At 62.9% G+C, this 22751-nt stretch carries 20 protein-coding genes; 13 read left to right on the top strand and 7 right to left on the bottom strand.

Features of this window, described 5'->3' with window-relative positions:
- Nucleotides 1–105: 105 nt before the first annotated feature.
- The 5 genes from L1069_RS11615 to L1069_RS11635 are packed head-to-tail and all read left to right on the top strand — an operon-like array spanning nt 106 to nt 7315.
- Nucleotides 106–1887: an ABC transporter ATP-binding protein gene (locus tag L1069_RS11615; RefSeq protein ID WP_237455783.1), complete on the top strand. Its 1782-nt coding sequence runs from the start codon at nt 106–108 to the stop codon at nt 1885–1887.
- Nucleotides 1880–3793, top strand: a complete 1914-nt coding sequence (locus tag L1069_RS11620; RefSeq protein WP_237455784.1) for an ABC transporter substrate-binding protein — start codon at nt 1880–1882, stop codon at nt 3791–3793. The genes L1069_RS11615 and L1069_RS11620 overlap by 8 nt, the downstream gene beginning before the upstream one ends.
- Nucleotides 3793–4821, top strand: a complete 1029-nt coding sequence (locus L1069_RS11625) for an ABC transporter permease (RefSeq protein WP_129372020.1) — start codon at nt 3793–3795, stop codon at nt 4819–4821. The genes L1069_RS11620 and L1069_RS11625 overlap by 1 nt, the downstream gene beginning before the upstream one ends.
- Nucleotides 4818–5972 carry an ABC transporter permease gene (locus L1069_RS11630; protein WP_134829034.1) on the top strand — a complete coding sequence of 385 codons (1155 nt, stop codon included), beginning with the start codon at nt 4818–4820 and terminating at the stop codon, nt 5970–5972. Before L1069_RS11625 ends, L1069_RS11630 begins: the two co-directional genes overlap by 4 nt.
- The gene (locus L1069_RS11635) at nt 5969–7315 is read left to right on the top strand and encodes a CoA transferase (RefSeq protein WP_237455785.1); all 1347 of its coding nucleotides are present in this window, start codon (nt 5969–5971) and stop codon (nt 7313–7315) included. The genes L1069_RS11630 and L1069_RS11635 overlap by 4 nt, the downstream gene beginning before the upstream one ends.
- A gap of 219 nt (nt 7316–7534) precedes the next feature.
- Here the strand turns inward: L1069_RS11635 and L1069_RS11640 are convergent, their stop codons facing one another.
- Nucleotides 7535–9919 carry a mechanosensitive ion channel domain-containing protein gene (locus tag L1069_RS11640; protein WP_237455786.1) on the bottom strand — a complete coding sequence of 795 codons (2385 nt, stop codon included), beginning with the start codon at nt 9917–9919 and terminating at the stop codon, nt 7535–7537.
- A 395-nt stretch (nt 9920–10314) separates the two neighbouring features.
- Between L1069_RS11640 and L1069_RS11645 the strand changes: the two genes are divergently transcribed.
- Genes L1069_RS11645 through L1069_RS11675 form a run of 7 tightly spaced genes read left to right on the top strand, consistent with a single transcriptional unit; the run spans nt 10315 to nt 16823 of the window.
- Entirely contained in the window at nt 10315–11535 is a 1221-nt protein-coding gene (locus L1069_RS11645) for a glycosyltransferase (RefSeq protein WP_343328057.1), read from the top strand.
- Nucleotides 11532–12776: a glycosyltransferase family 4 protein gene (locus L1069_RS11650; protein ID WP_237455787.1), complete on the top strand. Its 1245-nt coding sequence runs from the start codon at nt 11532–11534 to the stop codon at nt 12774–12776. Before L1069_RS11645 ends, L1069_RS11650 begins: the two co-directional genes overlap by 4 nt.
- A gap of 6 nt (nt 12777–12782) precedes the next feature.
- On the top strand, nt 12783–13871 hold the full coding sequence (locus tag L1069_RS11655) for a glycosyltransferase family 4 protein (RefSeq protein ID WP_237455788.1): 1089 nt from the start codon (nt 12783–12785) through the stop codon (nt 13869–13871).
- On the top strand, nt 13868–14455 hold the full coding sequence (locus L1069_RS11660) for a histidine phosphatase family protein (RefSeq protein WP_237455789.1): 588 nt from the start codon (nt 13868–13870) through the stop codon (nt 14453–14455). Before L1069_RS11655 ends, L1069_RS11660 begins: the two co-directional genes overlap by 4 nt.
- On the top strand, nt 14452–15588 hold the full coding sequence (locus L1069_RS11665; RefSeq protein ID WP_237455790.1) for a glycosyltransferase: 1137 nt from the start codon (nt 14452–14454) through the stop codon (nt 15586–15588). The genes L1069_RS11660 and L1069_RS11665 overlap by 4 nt, the downstream gene beginning before the upstream one ends.
- Nucleotides 15585–16343: a polysaccharide deacetylase family protein gene (locus tag L1069_RS11670; RefSeq protein ID WP_237455791.1), complete on the top strand. Its 759-nt coding sequence runs from the start codon at nt 15585–15587 to the stop codon at nt 16341–16343. Before L1069_RS11665 ends, L1069_RS11670 begins: the two co-directional genes overlap by 4 nt.
- Entirely contained in the window at nt 16344–16823 is a 480-nt protein-coding gene (locus tag L1069_RS11675) for a class I SAM-dependent methyltransferase (protein ID WP_237455792.1), read from the top strand.
- A 91-nt stretch (nt 16824–16914) separates the two neighbouring features.
- Here L1069_RS11675 and L1069_RS11680 read toward each other — a convergent pair whose 3' ends face one another.
- On the bottom strand, nt 16915–18057 hold the full coding sequence (locus L1069_RS11680) for an alpha-D-ribose 1-methylphosphonate 5-triphosphate diphosphatase (RefSeq protein WP_237455793.1): 1143 nt from the start codon (nt 18055–18057) through the stop codon (nt 16915–16917).
- 50 nt (nt 18058–18107) lie between these two features.
- Between L1069_RS11680 and L1069_RS11685 the strand changes: the two genes are divergently transcribed.
- Entirely contained in the window at nt 18108–18791 is a 684-nt protein-coding gene (locus tag L1069_RS11685; protein ID WP_237455794.1) for a DUF1045 domain-containing protein, read from the top strand.
- Here L1069_RS11685 and phnN read toward each other — a convergent pair.
- The 5 genes from phnN to L1069_RS11710 are packed head-to-tail and all read right to left on the bottom strand — an operon-like array spanning nt 18773 to nt 22748.
- Complete coding sequence (gene phnN / locus L1069_RS11690; RefSeq protein WP_237455795.1) at nt 18773–19333, bottom strand: phosphonate metabolism protein/1,5-bisphosphokinase (PRPP-forming) PhnN; 561 nt, start codon at nt 19331–19333, stop codon at nt 18773–18775. The genes L1069_RS11685 and phnN overlap by 19 nt on opposite strands.
- The gene (phnL, locus tag L1069_RS11695; protein ID WP_237455796.1) at nt 19330–20013 is read right to left on the bottom strand and encodes a phosphonate C-P lyase system protein PhnL; all 684 of its coding nucleotides are present in this window, start codon (nt 20011–20013) and stop codon (nt 19330–19332) included. Before phnL ends, phnN begins: the two co-directional genes overlap by 4 nt.
- Nucleotides 20014–20023: 10 nt before the next feature.
- On the bottom strand, nt 20024–20794 hold the full coding sequence (gene phnK / locus L1069_RS11700; protein ID WP_129372034.1) for a phosphonate C-P lyase system protein PhnK: 771 nt from the start codon (nt 20792–20794) through the stop codon (nt 20024–20026).
- The gene (locus L1069_RS11705; RefSeq protein ID WP_237455797.1) at nt 20791–21651 is read right to left on the bottom strand and encodes an alpha-D-ribose 1-methylphosphonate 5-phosphate C-P-lyase PhnJ; all 861 of its coding nucleotides are present in this window, start codon (nt 21649–21651) and stop codon (nt 20791–20793) included. The genes phnK and L1069_RS11705 overlap by 4 nt, the downstream gene beginning before the upstream one ends.
- The gene (locus L1069_RS11710; protein ID WP_237455798.1) at nt 21648–22748 is read right to left on the bottom strand and encodes a carbon-phosphorus lyase complex subunit PhnI; all 1101 of its coding nucleotides are present in this window, start codon (nt 22746–22748) and stop codon (nt 21648–21650) included. Before L1069_RS11710 ends, L1069_RS11705 begins: the two co-directional genes overlap by 4 nt.
- Nucleotides 22749–22751: the final 3 nt, after the last annotated feature.

The following is a 22751-nucleotide window of genomic DNA, read 5'->3' on the forward strand; positions in this document are numbered from 1 at the left end:
AATGGGGTTTGACTAAGCAGCCTTCAGCGCGCGAAGGTGAGGCCAAAAAACAGGGGAAAACAAGATCTCATGAGTGCCTTGAACCAGCCGGGCGGACAATTCTGAATGCACCCGCTGCTTTCCGTTGAAAATCTCAGCATTGGGTTTGGCAAGGGCGACCCCGTCGTGAAGGACGTCAGCTTTGCTGTGCAGCCAGGCGAAACACTCGCCTTGGTCGGGGAAAGCGGCTCGGGGAAAACGGTCTCTTGCCGGGCCGTGCTGCGCATCCTGCCGAAGGTGGCGCAGCTGCGCTCCGGGCGCATTTTGCTGAACACCCGCGGCAGCGAACTTGACCTTGCGACGCTCGACGAACGGCGGATGCGCGACGTTCGCGGCAATACCGTCGCGATGATTTTTCAGGAGCCTATGCGCTCGCTTTCGCCGCTGCACCGGATCGGCAATCAGGTGTCCGAAGTGCTGTGGCTGCATGGCCGCAAGTCCGAACGCAAGGCACGCAAGGAGGTTCTTGAATGCTTTGAGCGGGTCGGCTTCCCCGATCCGGAACGCACCTACAGATCTTATCCCTTCGAACTGTCCGGCGGGATGCGCCAGCGGGCGATGATCGCCATGGCCATGGTGGCCAAGCCGGACCTGCTGATCGCGGATGAGCCGACCACGGCGCTGGACGTGACCACACAGGCCCAGGTTCTGGGGCTGATGAAAGAGTTGCAGCGCGAAACCGGTATGGCGATGATCCTGGTCACTCATGATCTGGGGGTGGTTGCCAATATGGCAGAGCAAGTGGTGGTGATGCACAAGGGCCGGGTGATGGAATCCGGCCGTGCGGAACCGATGCTGCGCACCCCTGCCCACCCCTACACCAAGGCCCTGTTCAACGCTGCACCGGAAATTCCGGATGAAGCGGTCGTCGCCATCCCGCCGTCACGCGATGACCTGATCATGGAAATGAAGTCGGTCTCCAAGACCTACACATTAAGAGCCAGCAAGGGCTGGCAAGCTCCGACCCTGATCCATGCCTGCCGCGAGGTTGATTTGCGGTTAGCCCGCGGGAAAACCCTGGCAGTTGTCGGTGAAAGCGGCTCGGGCAAGACCACAGCCGCACGAATTGCCTTGGGGGCAGAGCTTCCGGATCCCGGCGGCGAGGTGCTGTTCCGCCCTGATCCGGATCAGCCGGCGGTCACCGTGCACAGCATGGACCGCGCCGCGCGCACCGCCTTTCAGCGGCAGGCCCAGATGGTGTTCCAGGACCCTTACTCCTCGCTTTCGCCCAGGATGCGCATTCAGGATACTTTGGCCGAGCCGCTGGACATCCATCGCATCGGTTCTCGTGCCGAACGCCGGGACAAGGCGGCGGACATGCTGCGGCTGGTCGGCCTGTCGCCAGACATGCTGAAACGCTATCCGCACGCATTTTCCGGCGGTCAGCGCCAGCGGCTGTCGATCGCGCGCGCTCTGATGCTGGAGCCGGCGCTGATCGTCTGCGACGAGCCGACCTCGGCGCTGGATGTTTCAGTGCAGGAGCAGATCCTGCTGCTGCTCGAGGAAATCCGCGACCGGCAAAACCTGTCTTATCTGTTCATCAGCCATGATTTGGCCGTGGTCGCCCGCATCGCAGATGAAGTCGCCGTGATGCGGCGCGGGTTGATTGTCGAGCAGGCACCGCCGGAAACCTTGTTCTATAATCCTCAGCACCCCTACACCAAGGCGCTGATCGCAGCCCAGCCGGAACCCGATATCGACCGGCCCATCGACTTGAAACTGGTGGCCCAGGGCGCAGGCGCGCCGGACTGCTGGCCCGAGGAATTCCGCTTTAACGGATCTGATGCCCCGCGACTGGTAAACCTGAAACACCTGGAACCCGGCCATAAGGTGCGCTGCCATGCTTGATGCCCTGAAACCCCTTTTGACGGCTGCCTTCTGCCTTGCCCCGCTTTCGGCCCTGTGCGGCCCCGAGGTCCAGGAAAGCAAGTTCTGGAGTTCCGAAGTCAAGGCGGGCTATCTGCCCCCGGTGGCCAAACGCCTGCCAGAGGTGCCGCTGGTGGTCGACCTGGCAGCCAAGGGCCGGGACTTTGGCACCGAAGGCGGCACGCTGAACACCATGGTGACCCGTTCCAAGGATATCCGCCAGATGGTGGTATACGGCTATGCCCGCCTGGCGGGCTATGACGAACGCTACCGCCTGCAGCCTGACATTCTGCTGGGCTATGAGAACGAAAGAAACCGGCGTTACACCCTCAAACTGCGTCGCGGCCACCGCTGGTCCAGCGGCGATCCCTTCACCTCTGCCGATTTCCGCTACTGGTGGGAGGATGTCGCCAACCACGAGCTGCTCAGCCCGGCCGGTCCGCCGGATTTCCTGCGCGTCAACGGCAAGCTGCCGCGCGTAAGCTTCCCGGACGAAGCCACAATCATCTACGAATGGGACGACCCGAACCCCAGTTTCCTGCACATGCTGGCCCAGGCGCGCCCGCCTTTCATCTACCGGCCTGCAGAATACTTGAAACAATTCCACGCCGATTACGCCGACCCGGATGCGCTGGAAGAGGAAGTCGACTACGCCCGCGTCAAAAGCTGGGCCGCGCTGCACAACAAATACGACAACATGTACAAGCTCGATAACCACGAGCTTCCGACGCTGCAGCCCTGGATCAACGCCTCGCCAGGCAAGAAGATCCGCCATCAGTTCGTGCGCAATCCCTATTACCACCGGATCGACAGCCGCGGCGTGCAGCTGCCCTATATCGACACCGTGGAAATGGAAATTGTGACCGCCGGGCTGGTAGCGGCTAAGTCCAACGCAGGGGAAGCCGACCTGCAGGCCCGCGGTTTGGGGTTCCGGGATATCCCGATCCTGCGCAAAGGCGAAAAAGACGGCGCAAACTACAAGACTTATCTTTGGGGCTCCGGTGCCGCCTCGCAGATCGCGATCTATCCGAACCTGAATGCCAAGGATCCGGTCTGGCGCGAGGTGCTGCGCGATGTCCGGGTGCGCCGGGCGCTGTCCCTGGCCATCAACCGCCGGGCCATCAACCGGGCGCTTTATTTCAATCTGGCCAAGTCCGGCGCCATGACGGTGCTGGAGCAGAGCGAATTTTTCGACCCCGCCCTGCGTGCCGCCTGGGCGGATTTCGACCCGGAGCAGGCCAACCGGCTGCTGGACGAGGCCGGTCTTACAAAGAAAGACGCCTACGGCATCCGCTATCTGGCCGACGGGCGGCTGATGGAGCTGGTGGTGGAAACAGCCGGTGAGCGTCAGGAAGTCGAGAATGCACTTCAGATAATCTCGGACGACTGGCGCGATGTCGGGGTCAAACTGGTGATGCGCCCGCTGGACCGCGACATCCTGCGCAACCGGGTGTTTTCCGGCAACACCATGGCGTCTGCCTGGTTCGGCTGGGACAACGGCTTGCCGCAAGTCTATACCTCGCCTGCCTATCTGGCGCCAACGGACCAGGTGTTCCTGTCCTGGCCGAAGTGGGGCCAATTCTATCAAACCGGCGGCGACGCAGGCGAGCCGCCAGACATGGCTCCGGCGCAGCAACTGATGGATCTGATGCAGGACTGGAACATGGCGACGACAGATGCCGAGCGTGCCGCCGCCTGGCGCGCCATGCTGCAGATCCACGCCGATCAGGTCTATGCCATCGGCGTTGTGGCCGCCGCACCCCAGCCCGTCGTGGTCAGCAATCGCCTGCGCAATGTGCCCAAACAGGCAATATGGGCCTGGGACCCCGGCGCCCATTTCGGCCTTTACCGTCCGGATGAGTTCTTTTTTGAGGATGGCCAGGGCTGATGGAAATTCTGCGTTACGCCATTTACCGGTTTGGCACCATGCTGCTTACGCTTCTGGTGGTGTCGGTGCTGGTCTTTGCCATCATCAACCTGCCGCCGGGCGACTATCTGTCGAACCAGATTGCCGAGCTGCAGGCCACCGGCCAGTCCGCAGGCGTCGCCAAGGCGGAATTCCTTCGGCAGGAATATGCGCTCGATAAACCGCTGTGGCAGCAATACATGATCTGGATGGGCTTCATGCCCGGCCCGCACGGGTTCTCCGGCATGATTCAGGGAAATTTCGGCTGGTCATTCGAATTCGACAGCCCGGTTGCCGATATCGTCGGCGACAGCCTGTGGCTTACAGTTCTGGTAAACCTGTCCGCCGTGGTTTTTGTCTATGCAGTGGCGCTGCCGCTGGGGGTGCTGGCTGCCGCGCGGGCCCGCACCTGGATTGATTACACCTCGGCTTTCATCGGTTACCTGGGTCTCGCTACGCCAAACTTCCTGCTGGCGCTGATCCTGTTCTACTATGGCCACCGCTGGTTCGACCTGCCGATCGGCGGGCTGATGGCCCCCGAATACGAAGGCGTGCCGATGAACTGGGACAAAGTGAAGTCCATTCTCGTCCACCTGATCGTTCCAACCTTCGTGATCGGCACCGCCGGTGCGTCCGCGATGATGCAGCGGCTGCGCGCCAACATGCTGGACGAACTGGGTAAACCATATGTGGAAACTGCCATCGCCAAGGGCATGAAACCCTCGCGGATGCTGGCCAAGTATCCGCTGCGCGTCGCCTTCAACCCCTTTGTCGCCGACATCGGCAACCTGCTGCCGGCCATGATCTCAGGCTCGGTGCTGGTGTCGGTGGTGCTGGGGCTGCAAACCATCGGGCCGACCCTGCTGACGGCGCTTAAAACCCAGGACATGTTCCTGTCGGGCTTTGTGTTGATGTTCGTCGCTTTGCTGACGCTGATCGGCACCATGGTTTCAGATGTTCTGCTGGTGCTGCTTGACCCGAGGATCCGGTATGAGGGGCGCGGCGCATGACCCGGCTGCCTGATGGACGTTATGTCGATGACGAAGCTTTCGACCCGCAGGCCTCGCTGCTGGAGCTGGAGCGCAAGGACCTGGACGCGCCGAACTGGCTGCTGGTCTGGCGCAAATTCAAGACCCACAAGCTAGGGTTGATTTCCGGCCTGTTCCTATTGATCGCCTACCTCATGATCCCGTTCGCCGGCTTCCTTGCGCCCTACGGACCAAACCAGCGCTTTTCAGAGCATCTGTATTCCCCGCCGCAATCGATCAAGCTGTTCCACGAAGGCGAATTCGTGGGCCCCTTCGTTTATCCAATGACCTCCGAGGCCAACCTGGAAACCTTCCAGTGGGAGTTCAGTCCCGACACCTCGCGCCCGCTGAAGCTTGAATTCTTCTGTGAGGGCAAGACCTATAAACTGGCCGGTCTCATCGAAAGCAACCGCCACCTGTTCTGCGCAACCGAAGAGGCGACAATCTTTATCCTGGGGTCCGACCGGCTGGGCCGCGACATCTTCAGCCGCGTTTCCTATGGTGCGCAGCTGTCGCTTACTGTGGGGCTGATCGGCATATCCGTGTCCTTTGTGCTCGGTATCTTCTTTGGCTCGCTGGCGGGGTATTTCGGCGGCAAAACCGATTGGCTGATCAACCGGGTGATCGAAGTTCTGCGGTCCCTGCCCGAGCTGCCTTTGTGGCTGGCGCTGTCTGCCGCGGTGCCCTCGAACTGGTCGCCGGTTGCGGTGTTCTTTGTCATATCGATCATCCTTGGCATTCTCGACTGGCCGGGGCTTGCAAGATCGGTGAGGGCAAAATTCCTGTCCCTGCGCGAAGAGGAATACGTGCGCGCCGCCGAAATGATGGGCGCATCTTCAGGCCGCGTCATCCGCAAGCATCTGCTGCCAAATTTCATGTCGCATCTGATCGCCTCGGCCACCCTGTCAATCCCGGCGATGATCCTGGGCGAGACCGCGTTGTCATTCCTCGGCCTTGGCCTGCGCGCGCCGGCGGTCAGCTGGGGCGTGATGCTGAATGACGCGCAAAACCTGGCCTCGATCGAAATCTACCCTTGGACCGCGATCCCGATGCTGCCGATTGTGATTGTCGTTCTTGCATTTAATTTCCTCGGTGACGGGTTGCGCGACAGCCTGGATCCTTACCAGCAATGACCCTGCTCACTGCCCTGCCGGCGCCTGGCAGCTACCGCCTGACCGGCGCAGGACACTGGCGCAGCGCCTTTGCGGTTACGGAACTTGCCAATGCCTCAGTCGCCGCCGTGGGGCTGGAGCTGGCGCGGCTGGTAAAGGCCCTGAACCTTGCGCCCGTTGCACCGGACGTCACGGTGGACCAGCGCCTGGCATCACTTTGGTTCAGCTATAGTTTCCGCCCCGAGGGCTGGGAACTTCCCAGCCTGTGGGATCCGGTGGCCGGCAATTATGAAACCGCAGATGGCTGGATCCGCCTGCACACCAACCTGCCGCACCACCGGCAAGCTGCCTTGAAAGTACTGGACTGCGCAGGAGACCGCGCGGCCGTGGCAATTGCCGTGAAACAATGGCAGGCCAGTCATCTCGAAAACGACATCATAAACGCAGGAGGTGTGGCCGCCGCCATGCGCAGCCGAGCGGCTTGGCTGACGCATCCGCAAGGTCTTTCTGTGGCGGCGGAACCGCTGATCCTATGGCAGTCGCCCCGTGTCATCCACCTGCGTGAGCGGCCAATGGCAACAGCCGAACGCCCGCTGGCTGGACTGAAAGTGCTGGACCTCACGCGGGTTTTGGCCGGTCCGGTTTCCACCCGCACTCTGGCCGGATTTGGCGCCGATGTGCTGCGTATCGACCCGCCCGGCTGGGACGAACCTGGTGTCATCACCGATGTTGCGCTGGGTAAGCGCATGGCTTCCCTGGATCTGCGCAATACAGTGGACCGCCAGCAGTTTGAGGCGTTGCTGTCCAAGGCCGATGTGCTGGTGCATGGCTACCGTCCCGGTGCGCTGGATGGTCTGGGCTACGGCGCGGACGCCCGCCGCCGGATCGCTCCCAATGCGGTTGAAGCCTCTCTGGATGCCTATGGCTGGACCGGCCCCTGGGCCCAGCGGCGCGGTTTTGACAGCCTAGTGCAGATGAGTGCAGGCATCGCCGATACAGGCCGCGTCCAGGCCAAGGCGGACGATCCGCACCCTTTACCGGTACAAGCGCTGGACCATGCCACGGGTTATTTGATGGCAGCAGCGGTGCTCTCGGCCTTGGCAACTGCAGCCCAAAGGGCGGCGGTGCCCGCAGCGCATCTATCGCTTGCCCGCACCGCAGAACTGCTTGGTGGAATGCAGAAATGTGCCAAAGGACCGTATGTCGTCAAACCGGCACACAGCGACTTCACCCAGGAGATAGAAAACAGCGGCTGGGGGCCGGGCCGCCGCCTTGCTGCGCCGCTTGCCCTGGACACCAGCAAAATGCGCTGGGGCCGGCCCGCCTCCCATTGCGGCAGCGCCCCGGCATGCTGGCCGGAATAACCAATGGAAATGGGGCGCTGCCCCTCTTGGCTTGCAACCAGTTCACCCCGGCAAATTCTCAACCAGAACAAAACCGGATTCCGCAGCGGCGGCTTCTTTCTGGGAGAAATACCTCCGCCGGAGGCAGCGGCGCGCGCCAGCGCGGCGCCACGCCCAACCCCAAGCGGAGCGCGCTAGCGGTCCAGCGCGGGGGCGGGAGGTCGCCGGTCAGGCATCTGCTCAGCGGTCATCGCCGCCCGGGCCGCCCATCTCGTCCAGAAGATCGTCGTCAATCGCCGCCTGCACTGCCCCTGCGGCAGCCTCTTTCTGCTTCGGCGTCATCTCATCAGCCTGGTCCGGCGCCAGCCGCACGGTGACCTCGCGATGAGCAAATCTGATGCCCTCGCGGGCAAACAATTCACGGATCTCCTGGTACACCCGTTTGCGGACAATCCACTGATCCCCCGGTTTGGTCATGAATTTCACGCGGATAATCATCGCTGAATCCTGCATCTCGATCACACCCTGGGACTTCAGCGGCTGAATAAAGGTATGTCCGACAACAGGGTCATCCATCAGCTTCTGGCCAAGCTTCTTGATCAGCTTGCGAACCTTCTCCACGTCAGTGTCATAGGTCACGCGCATCGGCAGTTTCATCATTACCCAATCACGCGAGTAATTGGTCAGAACCTTGATCTCGCCAAAGGGGATCGTGTGCAGCGCCCCGAGGTGATGGCGCAGCTGGAAAGACCGCACCGAGATCTTCTCGACCGTGCCCTTCACGTCGCCGATGTCGATGTATTCGCCCTTGCGGAAGGCATCATCGATCAAGAAAAAGGCGCCAGAGAAAATATCCCGCACCAGCGTCTGCGAACCAAAGCCAACCGCAAGACCGACAACACCGGCACCGGCGAACAGCGGGCTGACATTAATACCCAGTTCCAGCAGAACGATCAGCACGATCGAGACCAGCACAACCGCCAGGATCGTTCCCCGGAACAAGGGCAGCAAAGTGGCCAGACGGCTGGCCCCCCCGGCCCCGCCTTCATCACCCAGCTCTGCCTCCGAAACATCGCCGGCTTCCTCATCGATCTTGCTGTCGATCCAAATCCGGAACAGGTGATAGACAATAAAGCCGATGAACAGGATCACCGTCACATCGATCACCCGTTCAGCCGCAGTGGTTTCGGTCCATTGGGCGTCCGGGTTCCAGACAATCACCAGTGAATAGGCCCCGACTACAAAAGCCAGAATGCCTGCCACTCTGCGGGCAAGATCCTGGTACGTGCCAATAGGATGTCTTGCGGCCGGTGCATCTGCGGCTTCCGCAGCGGTCTCCGCCTCATCCGGAGCAGCCTCTTCCCCCCGTTGCTCCGAAATACCCTCTGCTTCCGTGGCGGCACCTTCCTGCCCGGTTGCTGCCATGGCAGCCTGCATTCGCCGGGTGCGGTTGAAATAGCGCTCGATGAAGTAGTTGATCGCGCCATAGACAATCAGGATCGTGGTCAGAACGAAATAACTGCCCGCCATCAACGGGATCGAAATATCCTTTTCCAGCACCAGATCAAAGGCCAGCTTAAGCCAGCCAAAAGCCATGTAAGCCATCAGAACCGGCGCCCAGGCAACTGCCAGAACACGCACCAGCCAGGAACATTTTTCCGGCACGCGGCCGGCACGGATGGCATTGGATATGGCGCGCCCGTTGACCAGCACCATCAGCAGGTTGCCCAGCATCCCGACCAGTGCCAAAACCCCGTATACCAGTGCATAGACATTGTAATTCAGGCCGAAATCGCCGACCCAGGTGGCAAACAGCGTCGAGGAAATGTCATAGGTCGCCAGCAGGGACGCCCAGATATAGAGCCGTTTTGCGTCCCGGTCTGAAAACACCGGTATCCGGTACTGGGCCAGGAACGGCGACAGCACCATCCGCCACAGATCGGACACCGTGCGGGCCAGGAAAAACGCCGTGTAGACAGCAGTTGCCGTGAATTCGATTGAGGGGTCGCCCGAAGCACCGAAGATCAAATAGGAAATCAGCGCCGCAAAGACCATCGCAAAGACGGTCCCGCCAATCCCCATCAGGAACCGGTAGACCAGGAAGGGCATCTTTTCCTGATAACCTTCCGGGTTCTGCCGGATCCGCGCCACGACGAAACGCTTGGCAAAGCGCTTTCCGTAGATTTCCGTCGACAGCCAGCGGCCGATCAGCAGGAACAGCACGCTCCAGAACAGCACCTCGACATAGGTCATGATCCGGCCGTCCGGGCTGGTTTCCCGCAGGATCCATTCCACCTCCAGCCGCGAATAGGGCAGCGCCTCCAGGCGGCTGCTCAATTCAGCCCGGAAGGCGCCGACCCTGGATTGCGCTTTCATCAGCGCCGAGGGCTGCTCCATCGTGTCGGATGCAGGATGGTCCGCTGCCTGTTCCGCGTCCGGCGGCGCGTTCAGCAACTTGCCGCTGCTGTCCACCACGACCACACTGACACCGCTTTCCGCCGCCTGTTCGATCGCACGGGACAATGTATCTGCTCCGCTCGCTTCACTTTCCTGCGCGCCTGCGTGAGCGGCCAGGCCAAAACTCAGCAGGCCGCAAATGAGAACCCGGAACAAAACTTGCAGCATGACCGCCTATCCTTTTGGAAACTTGCGTCAAATTAACCACGCAGCGGAGCGTTGCGCAAATGGCGCGGACGCAATTTCCTGTGCGGCAGGCAACAAAGGCGCATGATTGCATGCACACAGGCTCCGGGCTATACCAATTCATATACCCGCCCCTTGGGCGGACTGCTGCAGAGACTGGACTGGCAAACACCCTCCGGGCTTGAGCGGCAGCAAAAGCAAACACTGACCGTGCCCCCGCCGCAACCGGCTTCTGGGGCGCGCAAACTGAGGCGGAAGATGGCGGAGCACACGAGCACGCGCCCGGGGACGAGCGGCAAAACCGGCTGGCCTGGTTCCTGCGCCGCCGGCCCCGGATTTCGGCCATCCGCCGCCCGGCAACCTGATCAGGCAACTCAATGACGACCGCAAGCACCACACCGGCAGCGGCGGGCACCCGCGGGCCGCGGATCATGTTCTACAGCCACGACACTTTCGGACTGGGGCATCTGCGCCGTTCACGTGCGCTGGCAGGTGCACTCACCTCAGCCAATCCCGACGCTTCGGCGCTGATCCTGACAGGTTCACCGGTTGCGGGGCGGTTTTCCTTTCCGACCCGGGTCGATCATGTCCGCCTGCCGGGTGTGATCAAGCGTACCGACGGCTCTTATGCCTCGCGCACCATGGGCATGAGCATCGAAGAAACTGCTGATCTGCGCGCTGCGCTGATCCGCTCTACAGTAGAGCAATACGACCCTGACGTGCTGGTGGCCGACAAGGAACCCACCGGCTTTCGCGGTGAGCTGATGCCGGCGCTGGACCTGCTGAAATCGCGGGGCCGCTGCAAGATGGTGCTGGGCCTGCGCGATGTGCTGGACGAGCCCGAAGTGCTGGCCGCCGAATGGGAGCGCAAGCACGCGGTTGAGGCCACCCGCGATTTCTATGATGAGATTTGGGTCTACGGGCCGCGGTCCGTGTACGATCCCACCGCGGGGCTGCCCTTCACCCCGCAGATGCAGGCCCGGATGCATTGGACCGGCTACCTGCGCCGCGATCTTGGCCAGGTGGGGGAACCGCCCGAACAGCCCTATTTGCTGGTCACTCCTGGCGGCGGCGGCGATGGCGAGATGATGGTGGACCTGGTGCTGTCGGCTTACGAAGCCGACGCGGAGCTCTCCCCGCGCGCCGTGCTGGTCTATGGCCCTTTCCTGTCCGGGGAAACCCGGGAGGATTTCGAGGAGCGTGTCGCCCGCCTGAATGGCAGGGTTACCGCAGTTGGCTTTGAATCACAGATCGAGACGCTGTTTGCCGGCGCCCAAGGGGTGGTCTGCATGGGCGGCTACAACACGTTCTGCGAGGTCTTGTCCTTTGACAAACCCGCCGTGATCGTGCCCCGCACCACGCCGCGGCTGGAGCAATGGATCCGCGCCAGCCGGGCCGAGGAAATCGGCCTGACCACCATGCTGGACGAATCCCGTGACGGCTGGACACCCCCATCCCTGGCCAAGGCGATCCGCGCGCTGGCCACCCAGCCGCCGCCCTCTGCCGCCGGCTCTGAGGGGCTGCTGGACGGGTTGGACTATGTCACCCGCCGGGTGGACGCACTGCTGCAGGACACACATCAGGAGGCCGCCGAATGAGCACGCCCCGCCCGCCGCTCGCGGTGGTGGTAAAGGGCTGGCCGAGGCTGTCCGAGACCTTCATTGCACAGGAACTGGTGGCCCTGGAGGCCGCTGGCCACGCGCTTGAGATCTGGTCTCTGCGCCACCCCACCGACATCAAGCGCCACCCGCTGCATGCGCAGCTGCAGGCGCGCGTGAACTACCTTCCCGAATACCTCCATGATGAGCCGGAGCGGGTCTGGCGCGCACGCACGATGGCGCAACAACTGCCCGGTTATGCTGAGGCCTACCGCATCTGGCGCGCCGATCTGCGCCGTGACCAGACACCCAACCGCATCCGCCGCTTTGGCCAGGCCTGTGTGCTGGCCGCAGAAATGCCCGCGGACGTGCTGGGGCTTTACGCCCACTTCCTGCACACGCCGTCCTCGGTTGCACGGTATGCCGCGATCATGCGCGGGCTGCCCTGGAGCTTTTCGGCCCACGCTAAGGACATTTGGACCTCGCCCGATTGGGAGCTTAAGGAAAAGCTCTCCGCCGCCCACTACGGCGCGACCTTCGGCGCCACCTGCACCGGCTTTGGCGCCAAACACCTGCAACAGATGGCCGATACGCCCGACCGGGTTGATCTGGTTTACCACGGGCTGGATTTGTCGCGGTTCCCCGCCCCCCCTGAACGCGGCCTGCGCCAGCCGCAGGATCCGATCCAGTTCATGTCCGTGGGGCGTCTGGTCGAGAAAAAGGGCTTTGACCGGCTGATCGCCGCTTTGGCTCTGCTGCCCTCAGGGCTTGATTGGCACTGGACCCATATCGGCGGCGGCGGATTGGGCGATTTGCTGCAGGGCATGGCTGAGGATGCTGGCATTGCCAACCGCATCACCTGGCGCGGCGCCTGCGACCAGCCCGAAGTGATCGAGGAAATGCGCCGCTCGGATCTGTTTGTGCTGCCCAGCCGGGTGGCTGCGGACGGCGACCGCGACGGGCTGCCCAATGTGCTGATGGAGGCGGCCTCGCAATCCCTGCCAATCCTGTCGACGCCGGTTTCTGCGATCCCGGAGTTCATCACTCATGGAACCCATGGCCTGCTGAGCGAGGACCGCCCCGAGACGCTGGCCGAGACCCTGCTGTATGCTGCCCGGCACCCGCAACGGCTGGCAGCAATGGCCGGCGCAGCACTTGTCCGCCTGCGCACTGATTTCGGCATGGATCCCGGCATTGCCCAGCTGTCCAGGCGGCTGCGTGCCATGCTGCAAGAAAGCTGACCGGCCATGCAGCCGGGAGCCGGAAAGCGGGTCGCCTTCTACGCACCGATGAAGCCGCCGCATCACCCGGTGCCGTCCGGCGACCGCGAGATTGCCCGCAACCTGATGGAGCTGCTCACCGCCAGCGGTGCGGAGGTGCAGCTGGTTTCTGACTTGCGGATCTATGACAAGACCGGCGATGCGGCGTTGCAGGCAAGCCTGCGCAATCAGGCCGAGGCCGAGGCTGAACGACTGATCCGCAACCTGCCCGGCGCCGGCCTCTGGGTCAGCTATCACAACTATTACAAGGCGCCGGATCTGATCGGCCCCGCTGTCGCCCGCGCCCGTGGAATTCCCTATGTGCAGATCGAATCCACCCGCGCCAAGAAACGCCTGACCGGACCATGGGCTGGTTTTGCTGTAGCGGCCCATGCCGCTGCCGACGCTGCCGCGGCGATCTTCTATTTCACCGAGCAGGACCATTTTGCATTGAACCGCGACCGCTGCGGCGCGCAGGCAGTGGCCCATCTGCCGCCCTTCCTGCCGCTGGATCAGCTGCCCGAAGCCTCGTCGCTGGACGGCCCGATGCTGACCGCCGGCATGATGCGTCCGGGTGACAAGCTGGCTTCCTACCAAATTATCTCGGAAATGCTGTCTCATCTGCCTGGCGATTGGCGGCTGGACATTGCCGGCGACGGCCCCGCCCGCAGCGAAGTCGAAGCACTGATGGCCCCTTACGGACACAAAGTGCGCTTCCTCGGCCAGCTTTCCCGCGCGAAGCTGGCTGCCTCCTATGGCAACGCCAGCCTGTTCCTTTGGCCGGGCGTGAACGAAGCTTTTGGCATGGTCTATCTGGAAGCCCAGGCCCATGGTCTGCCCATCGCAGCCCAGGACCGGCCCGGCGTGCGGGATGTGCTGCTGCCCGCTGGCTATCCCGCTCCGGATCAAGGGGCCGAGGCTCTCGCAGGTTTTACCGCAGGCTTGCTTGCAAACCCCGAACTGCGCGTTGAGGCTGGCAAGGATGCACGTGACCTCATTTTGTCCCGCCACCTTGCTCCCGCCGCTGCCCGGCAGTTCTGGGCAACCGTTCTGCCGCTAATGGAGACCCGCGTATGATCCGCCTCGCCCTTTTGCGTCATGGCCACACCGCCTGGAACCGGGCCGGCCGCATCCAGGGCCGCAGTGACATACCGCTGGATGATCAGGCCCGCAAAGAGCTGCGCGGCTACGCCCTGCCCGCTGACTGGACGCAGGCAGACCTCTGGTCCAGCCCGCTGATGCGCGCGGTGGAGACCGCAGAACTGATTACAGGCCGCGCCCCCAGCACCGCACATGAACTGACCGAAATGAACTGGGGCGACTGGGAGGGGCTGCATGGGCAGAACCTGAAGGCCGACCCGGCAAGCGGTTTCCGCGATATCGAGAACTGGGGCTGGCACTACCGCCCGCCCGGCGGTGAAACCCCTGCCGAGGTCTGGACCTGTATAGAACCCTGGCTGCGCAGTCTGACGCGGGATACAGTAGCGGTCTGCCACATCGGCATCATGCGGATGATCCTGGCACGCGCCCATGGCTGGGATTTCGACGGCCCCGCCCCCTTCCGCATCAAACGCAACCGGCTGTTTGTGGTGGAAATCAGCGGCGCCGCCCTTATGCCTTGGCCCGAACCGGTCCGGCTGATCCGCAAGGCCGCGCCATGAAAGTCCTGATCGCCGTAACCCATCTGCTTGGCACCGGCCACTTGGCCCGTGCGCTGACATTGGGCCGCGCTTTCACCGCTGCCAGCCATCAGGTTCAGGTGGTTTCCGGCGGCTTCCCTGCCCCGCAGCTCGACACGGATGGAATCGATCTGATCCAGTTGCCGCCGTTGCGTTCCGATGGAGTGGATTTCACCCGGCTGCTGGCAGTGGACGAAAGGCTGGCGGACGCTGCCTATTTGATCCGGCGCCAAGACGTTCTTTGTGCCGCTCTGAACGAAATGCAGCCCGATGTGCTGATTACCGAACTTTACCCTTTTGGCCGCCGCTCGCTGCGCAAGGAGTTTCTTGCGCTGCTTGATGCCGCCCATGCGTTGCCCCGGCGGCCGGTGATCCTGTCCTCTATCCGCGACATTCTCGCCCCGCCCTCCAAACCCGGGAAAGCGGACAAAGCCGATGCTGTAATCGCCCAATTTTATGATGCGGTTCTGGTCCACTCCGACCCCGCAGCAACAAAACTGGAGGCCAGCTGGCCGGTCACCCGCATGCTTGCAGGCAAGCTGCGCTATACCGGTTACGTTGCCCCTCCGGCTGCCGGCCTGCATCCGTCACAGGCAGGATCAGGCGAGGTTCTGGTCAGTGCTGGCGGCGGCAGCGTAGGAACGCCGCTATACCAGGCAGCACTTGACGCGGCAAAGCTGATGCCGGACACGCCTTGGCGGCTGCTGGTTGGCGGATCAAACGCCGCCCGGCGCATCACAGAATTTGCCAAAACAGGCTCCCCCGCCCTGCTGGAACCAGCGCGCAAGGATTTCCGCCAAATGCTCTCCCATGCCGCGGCCTCTGTCAGCATGTGCGGCTACAACACTGCTCTGGATCTGCTGCAAGCCGGCACGCCTGCGGTGCTGATCCCGTTTGATGCCGGGAATGAAACCGAACAGGGTCTGCGCGCCGCCAGCCTTGCGCCCCTGAACGGCGTCCAAGTGGTCAAAACCGCAGATCTCTCAGCTGAGACGCTATGCGCTGCGGTCAAGGCGGTATTGCACGCACCGCCGCGGGTCGCAGGCGGTTTCAGGTTTGACGGCGCCGCCCGGAGTGTGGAGATTGCCGCAGAACTTGCGGGAGGGCGCGAATGACACCGGATTGGAGCGGTCTGGACCGGGAACTTGAGCACTGGCAGACGGCAGGATTGACGCTGCCTTTGTGGTGGCGGGATGATGACGCGATGTCCCATTCAACCGAGCTGGAGCGTTTGGCAGCACTGTCTGCGGACCTGGACCTGCCGGTGCATCTCGCGGTGATCCCGCACGGCGTCACCCCGGATCTTGGCCGTTTTGTTGCAGATCATCCGCAACTGATCCCGGTGGTGCATGGCTGGACGCATCAGAACCACGCGCCCGCCGGCGAGAAGAAAGCCGAGTTTGGAGCGCACCGCCCGCTGGAGGAACTGCTGGACGATGCCGAGCGCGGCCTGATCTCTCTGCAAGAGATATTCGGCACCAGCCTGCGCCCTATGTTCGTGCCGCCCTGGAACCGGGTCTCTCCGGAAATGCTGACATGGCTGGCGGGTACCGGTTTCACCGCAGTTTCCACTTTTACACCGCGCAAAAGCGCCAAACCCGCCTCCGGCCTGCTGCGGGTGAACACCCACCTGGATCCCATCGACTGGAAAGGCGGCCGCAGTTTGCTGCCACCGGAGCAGCTGATTGCGCAAGTGGCGCGCCAGCTGCGCGACCGCCGGCTTGGCGATGCCGACAATGCAGAGCCTTACGGGCTGCTGACCCACCACCTGGTGCATGACGAGGCGGTCTGGAACTTTACCGCCGCTCTTGCAGTGCGCCTGCTGGATGGCCCGGCAGAGGCCTGGATCTATGACGAAAGGATGTCCTGAATGAGCCGTCTTGATTCCATGCTGCGCCGCCTAACCGCCCAGCGCGACGGGTTGAACTGGGCCGCAAATCAGGTCGCCCCGCTGGGCGGCGATGTGCTGGACATGGGGCTTGGCAACGGCCGCACCTATGATCACCTGCGTGAAACGCTGTCCAGCCGGCGGATCTGGGTCATTGACCGGTTGCTGCAATGCCATCCCTCCTGCGTGCCGCCGGAGCAGGATTTCCTGCAAGGCGAGGCAAAACCAATGCTGGAACGGCTGGCGGCTGAGGGGCGCAAAATCGCCTTGGCGCATTATGACTTCGGCTTCGGGATCAAGGAAAAGGACGTCGCCGAAGCCGCTGCCCTCTCCCCCGTCATTGCACAGGTCATGGCCCCTGGCGGCATCATCGTCTCCGGCCAGCCGCTGGTTGGTTTTGAAGAACTGGACGGCCCCGATGGCATCCAGCCGGGGCGCTATATGTTCTACCGGGCCGGCTGATCCGGGTCACCGCCCGGCCCGGAAGGCCGGGCAGCGCACGCCCCCGCCCCAAGAGGGCGGGCGCTCCTCCCGCTTCCGGATTCTGGGCCGCTCAGGCCACACGCTCCCCGCGCGACCAGACCCCGCGCAGGACCGGCGCGCCGGCTTTCAGCCGGAACCGGATCAGATCAGCGCGCTGACCGGTTTCCAACCGCCCGCGATCACTCAGCGCAACTGCATCGGCCGGCGCATGGGTTACCGTGCCCAGGCCGCGCGCCATGTCGCCCCACAGATCGCCCAGCTGAACTGCCGCCATCAGCAAAGCCGCAGGGACATAGTCTGACGAAAGAATGTCCAGCAACTCCAGCTCCGCCAGCTCATGCGCCGCCACATTGCCGGAATGCGAGCCGCCGCGGATCAGGTTCGGCGCCCCCATCATGACTTTGATCCCATCCGCATGACAGGCCTGCGCCGCCTCTACCGTTGTCGGAAATTCCGCCAGGCTGATGCCATGACGGGCTGAAACAGCCACTTGACCCGCTGTGGTATCGTCATGACTGGCCAGCACCGCACCGAACCGCCTGGCGGCTTTCACCGCCTCAGCTTCATGCACGTCGCCGTAGGTTTCGCGCAGCCCTTTCAGATGCGCGACATGGGCCTGAAAAGCCGCATCATCAAACCCATGCTTTCCCTTCACATATTGCTCAAGCTTTGCGAGATCGCGAAATTGCCGCTGACCCGGCGTGTGATCCATCAGCGAAACCAGCCCTACACGGTCCGCATCTCCAAATGCATTCAATTCATCTACCAGAGTATCACTGCAAACTTCGGCCCGCAGATGCAGAAAATGCGAGATCTTCAGCGCGCCTGCCGCCCGCAGCTCCAGCAGCTCGCTCGCCAGTCCGCGGGCATAGGCGCCATAGCGGCTTTCCCTGCGGCTGATCGACCCCACGCGCATGGCATCAAACACCGTGGTGATCCCAGTGCCCGCCAGTTCCGCATCATGGGCGATGATGGCGCTGGCATGCGGCCAGTCCACCTTGGGCCGGGGCTGGATGTGGCGTTCCAGATTATCGGTGTGCAACTCCACCAGCCCCGGGCAGACGCAGTCGCCCTCGCAGTCAATTGCGCCTGCCGGGATCGAAGCCCCTTCGGCAATATCAGTGATTTCACCGCCGGTGACCTTAACACTGCCTGTCCGGGTCTCGCCCGGCAGCACCAGCATGGCATTGGCAAGGATTAAATCTTCTGTCATCTGAACTTCACATCTTTCGAGCTATGGAAGGCCACGTTTAGGAGGCCAATGTGACATTCACGCGATACGCGATCTATTACGCCCCGCCTGCCGGGGCAGCATGGAGCCGGTTTACCGCCGGCTGGCTGGGCTGGGACATGGAAGCGGGTCTGGACATGCCTCACCCGCAGGTTCACGGGCTGGATGTGGCGGCAATCACCGATGTGCCGCGCAAATACGGGCTGCACGCCACCCTGAAACCGCCGATGCGCCTCGCCGAGGGGCAGACCCGTTCGGCGCTTGAAGACGCCTGCGCGGCGCTGGCCGCCACGCATAAACCGGTCACGCTGGACGGTCTGCAACTGGCGCGGCTGGGCCGTTTCCTGGCCCTGCGCCCTGCCGGAGACGATACCGCGCTGAAGGCGCTGGCCGCCGCCTGCGTGACAGAGCTTGACCGGTTCCGCGCGCCTGCCTCTGAGGCTGAGCTGGAGCGCCGCCGCGGCGCGGGGCTGCCCCCGGAGCAGGACGCAAACCTCAGCCGCTGGGGCTACCCTTACGTTCTGGACCAGTTCCGTTTTCACATCACCTTGACCGGCAAGCTGCCCAAGCCGCAGCTGCCCGCGGTGCAGGACGCGCTCGACACGCATCTCCTCCCGCTGCTGCCTGCTCCCTTCGTGATCCGGGATCTGGCGCTGGTGGGCGAAGCAGCGGACGGCCGGTTCCACCTGATCCATCGCTACGCCCTTTCCGGCTGAATGACGGCCAGCGCGGCCTGCACCGCCGCGCTGAGCGCACCGCTGTTGTCAATCTCATGCACACGGGCCAGCCCCTCAGGCAGCGGATTGGCGGCGCGCGTCAGACGGCGCCGCACCTCTTGCGCATCTTCCCGCCCGCGTGCCAGCAGACGGTCGGCCAGAACCTCCGGCGCGGCTGTCACTGACAGCACGATGAAATCCCCGAACACGTCCTGTGCCTTCAGCAGCACGGAACGCGAAAGGTTCACCAGCACGCCGCCCGATCCTTCCCGCAGCATTTCAATGTCGCGTGGAATGCCATAGTGCAGCCCGTGTGCCCGCCAGTGCAGGGCAAAGACCCCATTTTCTGCCAGCGCAGAAAACTCAGGTTCCGTAACCGCCTGATAGTCCTCTCCGCCCGCCTCTGGCGCGCGGGTGATAACCCGGCGCATCAGCCGCAGCTGCGGGCCGGATACCGCCAGGGCAGACATCAGACTATCCTTGCCCACCCCCGATGGCCCGACCACCGCGATGACGGGTCCCTTTTCAGAAGGCGCACTCATGCCGCGGCCTGGGGCGCAAAGCCCGACACATCCACGAACCGGTCGCAAACCTGCTGGCGCGCCGTCTCATCATGAAAAATGCCGATGATCGCCGCCCCGCGCGCCTTGGCACGTTCTATCAAACCCAGCACGATGGCGCGGTTCCTGGCATCAAGGCTCGCTGTCGGCTCATCCAGCAGCAGCGCCGGATAGCCATAGGCAAAGCCGCGGGCGATATTCACCCGCTGCTGCTCCCCGCCCGAAAATGTGGTCGGGCTAAGGCTCCACAGCCGTTCCGGAATGTTCAGCTGCGCCAGCAGCGAGGCCGCCGTATCACGCGCCTGTTCTATTGGCGTGCCAACCGCAAGCAGCGGCTCAGCCACCACATCCAGTGCCGGAACCCGCGGCACCACGCGCAGGAACTGACTGACATATCCCAGGGTCTCGCGGCGCAGCGCCAGAATCTCACGCGGCGCGGCTTTGGCAACATCCACCCCGCCGACCATCACACTGCCGGACGCTGCCAGATAGTTCCCATAGATCACCCGCATCAGGGTGGACTTACCCGCCCCGGACGCGCCGGTCAGGCCAACGCACTCGCCCGGCTTTACACGCAGCGTGGCGTTTTCCATCACCGGGATCACTGCGCCGCCCTGATTGTGCAGGGTAAAACTTTTGCTTACCTTATTCAGTTCAATCATCACCCTGTCCTCAGACTTGCAGCACGCTGGAGACCAGCAGCTGGGTATAGCCATGCTGGGGATCATCCAGCACCTGATCGGTCAGCCCGGTTTCAACCACATGGCCGTCCTTCATCACCATCAGCCGGTCCGCCAAAAGACGCACCACCGCCAGGTCGTGGGTGACGATGATGGCGCTCAGCCCCATTTCGCGAACCAGCCCCCGCAGCAGATCCAGCAATCGCGCCTGGACCGAGACATCTAGGCCGCCGGTCGGTTCATCCATGAACACCAGCCGTGGGCCGGTTACCAGATTACGGGCGATCTGCAGCCGCTGCTGCATGCCGCCGGAAAAGGCTGACGGACGGTCATCAATGCGGTTGCCGGAAATCTCCACCCGGCCCAGCCAGTCCGCAGCGCGTTCCCGGATCGCGCCATAATGGCGGTCCCCGACTGCCATCAGCCGTTCGCCGATGTTACCGCCGGCACTGACGGACATGCGCAGCCCGTCGCGGGCGTGCTGATGCACAAACGCCCAGTCAGTGCGGCTGAGCATCCGGCGTTCCGGCTCGGACATGGTGACGGTATCCACAGGACCATCACCGCGGGTGTCAAAGATCACCTCTCCCCGGTCCGGCGTCAGATGGCCCGCCAGGCTGTTCAGCAGCGTCGACTTGCCCGAGCCGCTTTCACCCACGATCCCCATCACCTCGCCGGGGTAGAGATCAAAGCTCACATCCGTGCAGCCGATCCGCGCGCCATACATTTTGGCAACGTTTTTCACTTGCAGCAAAGGTATCATTGCGCTGCCTCCTCACCCAGGTGGCCGGTATGGCCTGCGCCGCGCCGCGAGCGGCAGTAATCAGTGTCGGAACAGACAAACATCCGGCTGCCCGCATCATCCAGGATCACCTCGTCCAAATAGCTGTCTTCCGCCGCGCATAGATCGCAAGCGTGATCCGCTTTGCTGGCTTCAAACGGGTAGTCCTCAAAATCCAGTGAAACGACATTGGTATAGGGCGGCACCGCGTAAATGCGCTGTTCCCGGCCTGCGCCGAACAGCTGGATCGCCGCCATTTCCATCTTGGGGTTGTCGAACTTCGGGATCGGCGAGGGATCCATCACATAGCGCCCTTCGACCTTCACCGGATAGGCATAGGCGGTGGCAATCGCCCCGTGCTGGCTGATGTCCTCATACAGTTTCACATGCATCAGCCCGTATTCCTGCAAGGCATGCATTTTGCGGGTTTCTGTTTCCCGCGGCTCCAGAAACCGAAGCGGCTCCGGGATCGGCACCTGATAGACAAGAATCTGATCTTCGGTCAGCTCCGCCTCGGGGATCCGGTGACGGGTCTGGATGATGCTGGCCTTCTCGGTTTCCTCAGTGGTCTCAACACCCGCAGTCTTTTCAAAGAACTTGCGGATCGACACCGCGTTGGTGGTGTCGTCGGCCCCTTGGTCGATCACTTTCAGCGTGTCATCCGGCGTCAGCGTGGCTGCCGAGACCTGCACACCGCCTGTACCCCAGCCATAGGGCATCGGCATCTCACGGCTGGCAAAAGGCACCTGATAGCCCGGCACCGCCAGCCCTTTGAGGATTGCCCGGCGGATCATCCGCTTGGTCTGCTCATCCAGATATGCAAAGTTGTAGTCGTTCATTCCGCAGCCTCCCGTGCCGCCAGCGTCTCTGCCAGTTCCGCCGCTTCCCGGCGCAGTTTGCGGACAAGTTCCAGTTCGGATTGGAAATCCACGTAATGGGGCAGCTTGATGTGCTCCAGAAACCCGGTGGCCTGGATGTTGTCGGCATGGCTCAGGACAAATTCCTCATCCTGCGCAGGCGCGCCGACGTTGTCCTCGCCCAGTTCCTTCCAGCGCAGCGCGCGGTCAACCAGCGCCATGGCGATGGACTTGCGTTCTGACTGCCCGAACACCAGGCCATAGCCGCGGGTGAACTGCGGTGGCACCGTCTTGGAACCCTTGAACTGGTTCACCGTTTCGCATTCGGTCAGCTCCACCTCGCCGATCTCGATGGCAAAGCCCAACTCCGGGATTTCCATCTCCACCGGCACCGTGCCGATGCGCAGCTCACCGACAAAGGCGTGGTTGCGGGCATAGCCGCGCTGGGTGGAGTACGCCATGCCAAGGATAAAGCCCTCGTCCCCGCGGGTCAGCGACTGCAGCCGCACCGATCTGTTCGCCGGGAAGGACATCGGCTCGCGGGTCAAATCCCCCGGCCCAGTGTCCGAGGACGGCTCACGCTCGATAATGTCCTCGCCTTGCAGAAATCCGGTGATATGCGGCGTTTCTTCCATGCGCGGGTCGGCAACCGGAGCCTCGGGCACTTCGCCGTCCGCAGCCAGCTTAAAGTCCAGAAGCCTATGGGTATAGTCAAACGTCGGCCCCAGCACCTGGCCGCCCGGGGCATCCTTGAAGGTCGCGGAAATCCGGCGGTCGCAGGCCATCCCGCCGGTTTCCACCGGCAGCGTATAGCCGAACCGCGGTAAGGTGGTGCGGTAAGCGCGGATTAAAAAGATCGCCTCAATCAGGTCGCCGCGCGATTGTTTGATCGCCAGCGCCGCCAGATCCGGATCATAAAGAGACCCTTCCGCTATCACCCGGTTTACCGCCAAACTTAGCTGTTCGCGGATCTGGACAAGAGACAGCTCCGCCACATCCCTATCACCGCGGCGCTCTTCCGCCAGCCAGGCGTGGGCGTTGTCAATCGCCCGCTCGCCGCCTTTTACTGCAACATACATCGT

Source organism: Leisingera sp. MMG026 (assembly GCF_021654205.1).
GTDB lineage: Bacteria > Pseudomonadota > Alphaproteobacteria > Rhodobacterales > Rhodobacteraceae > Leisingera.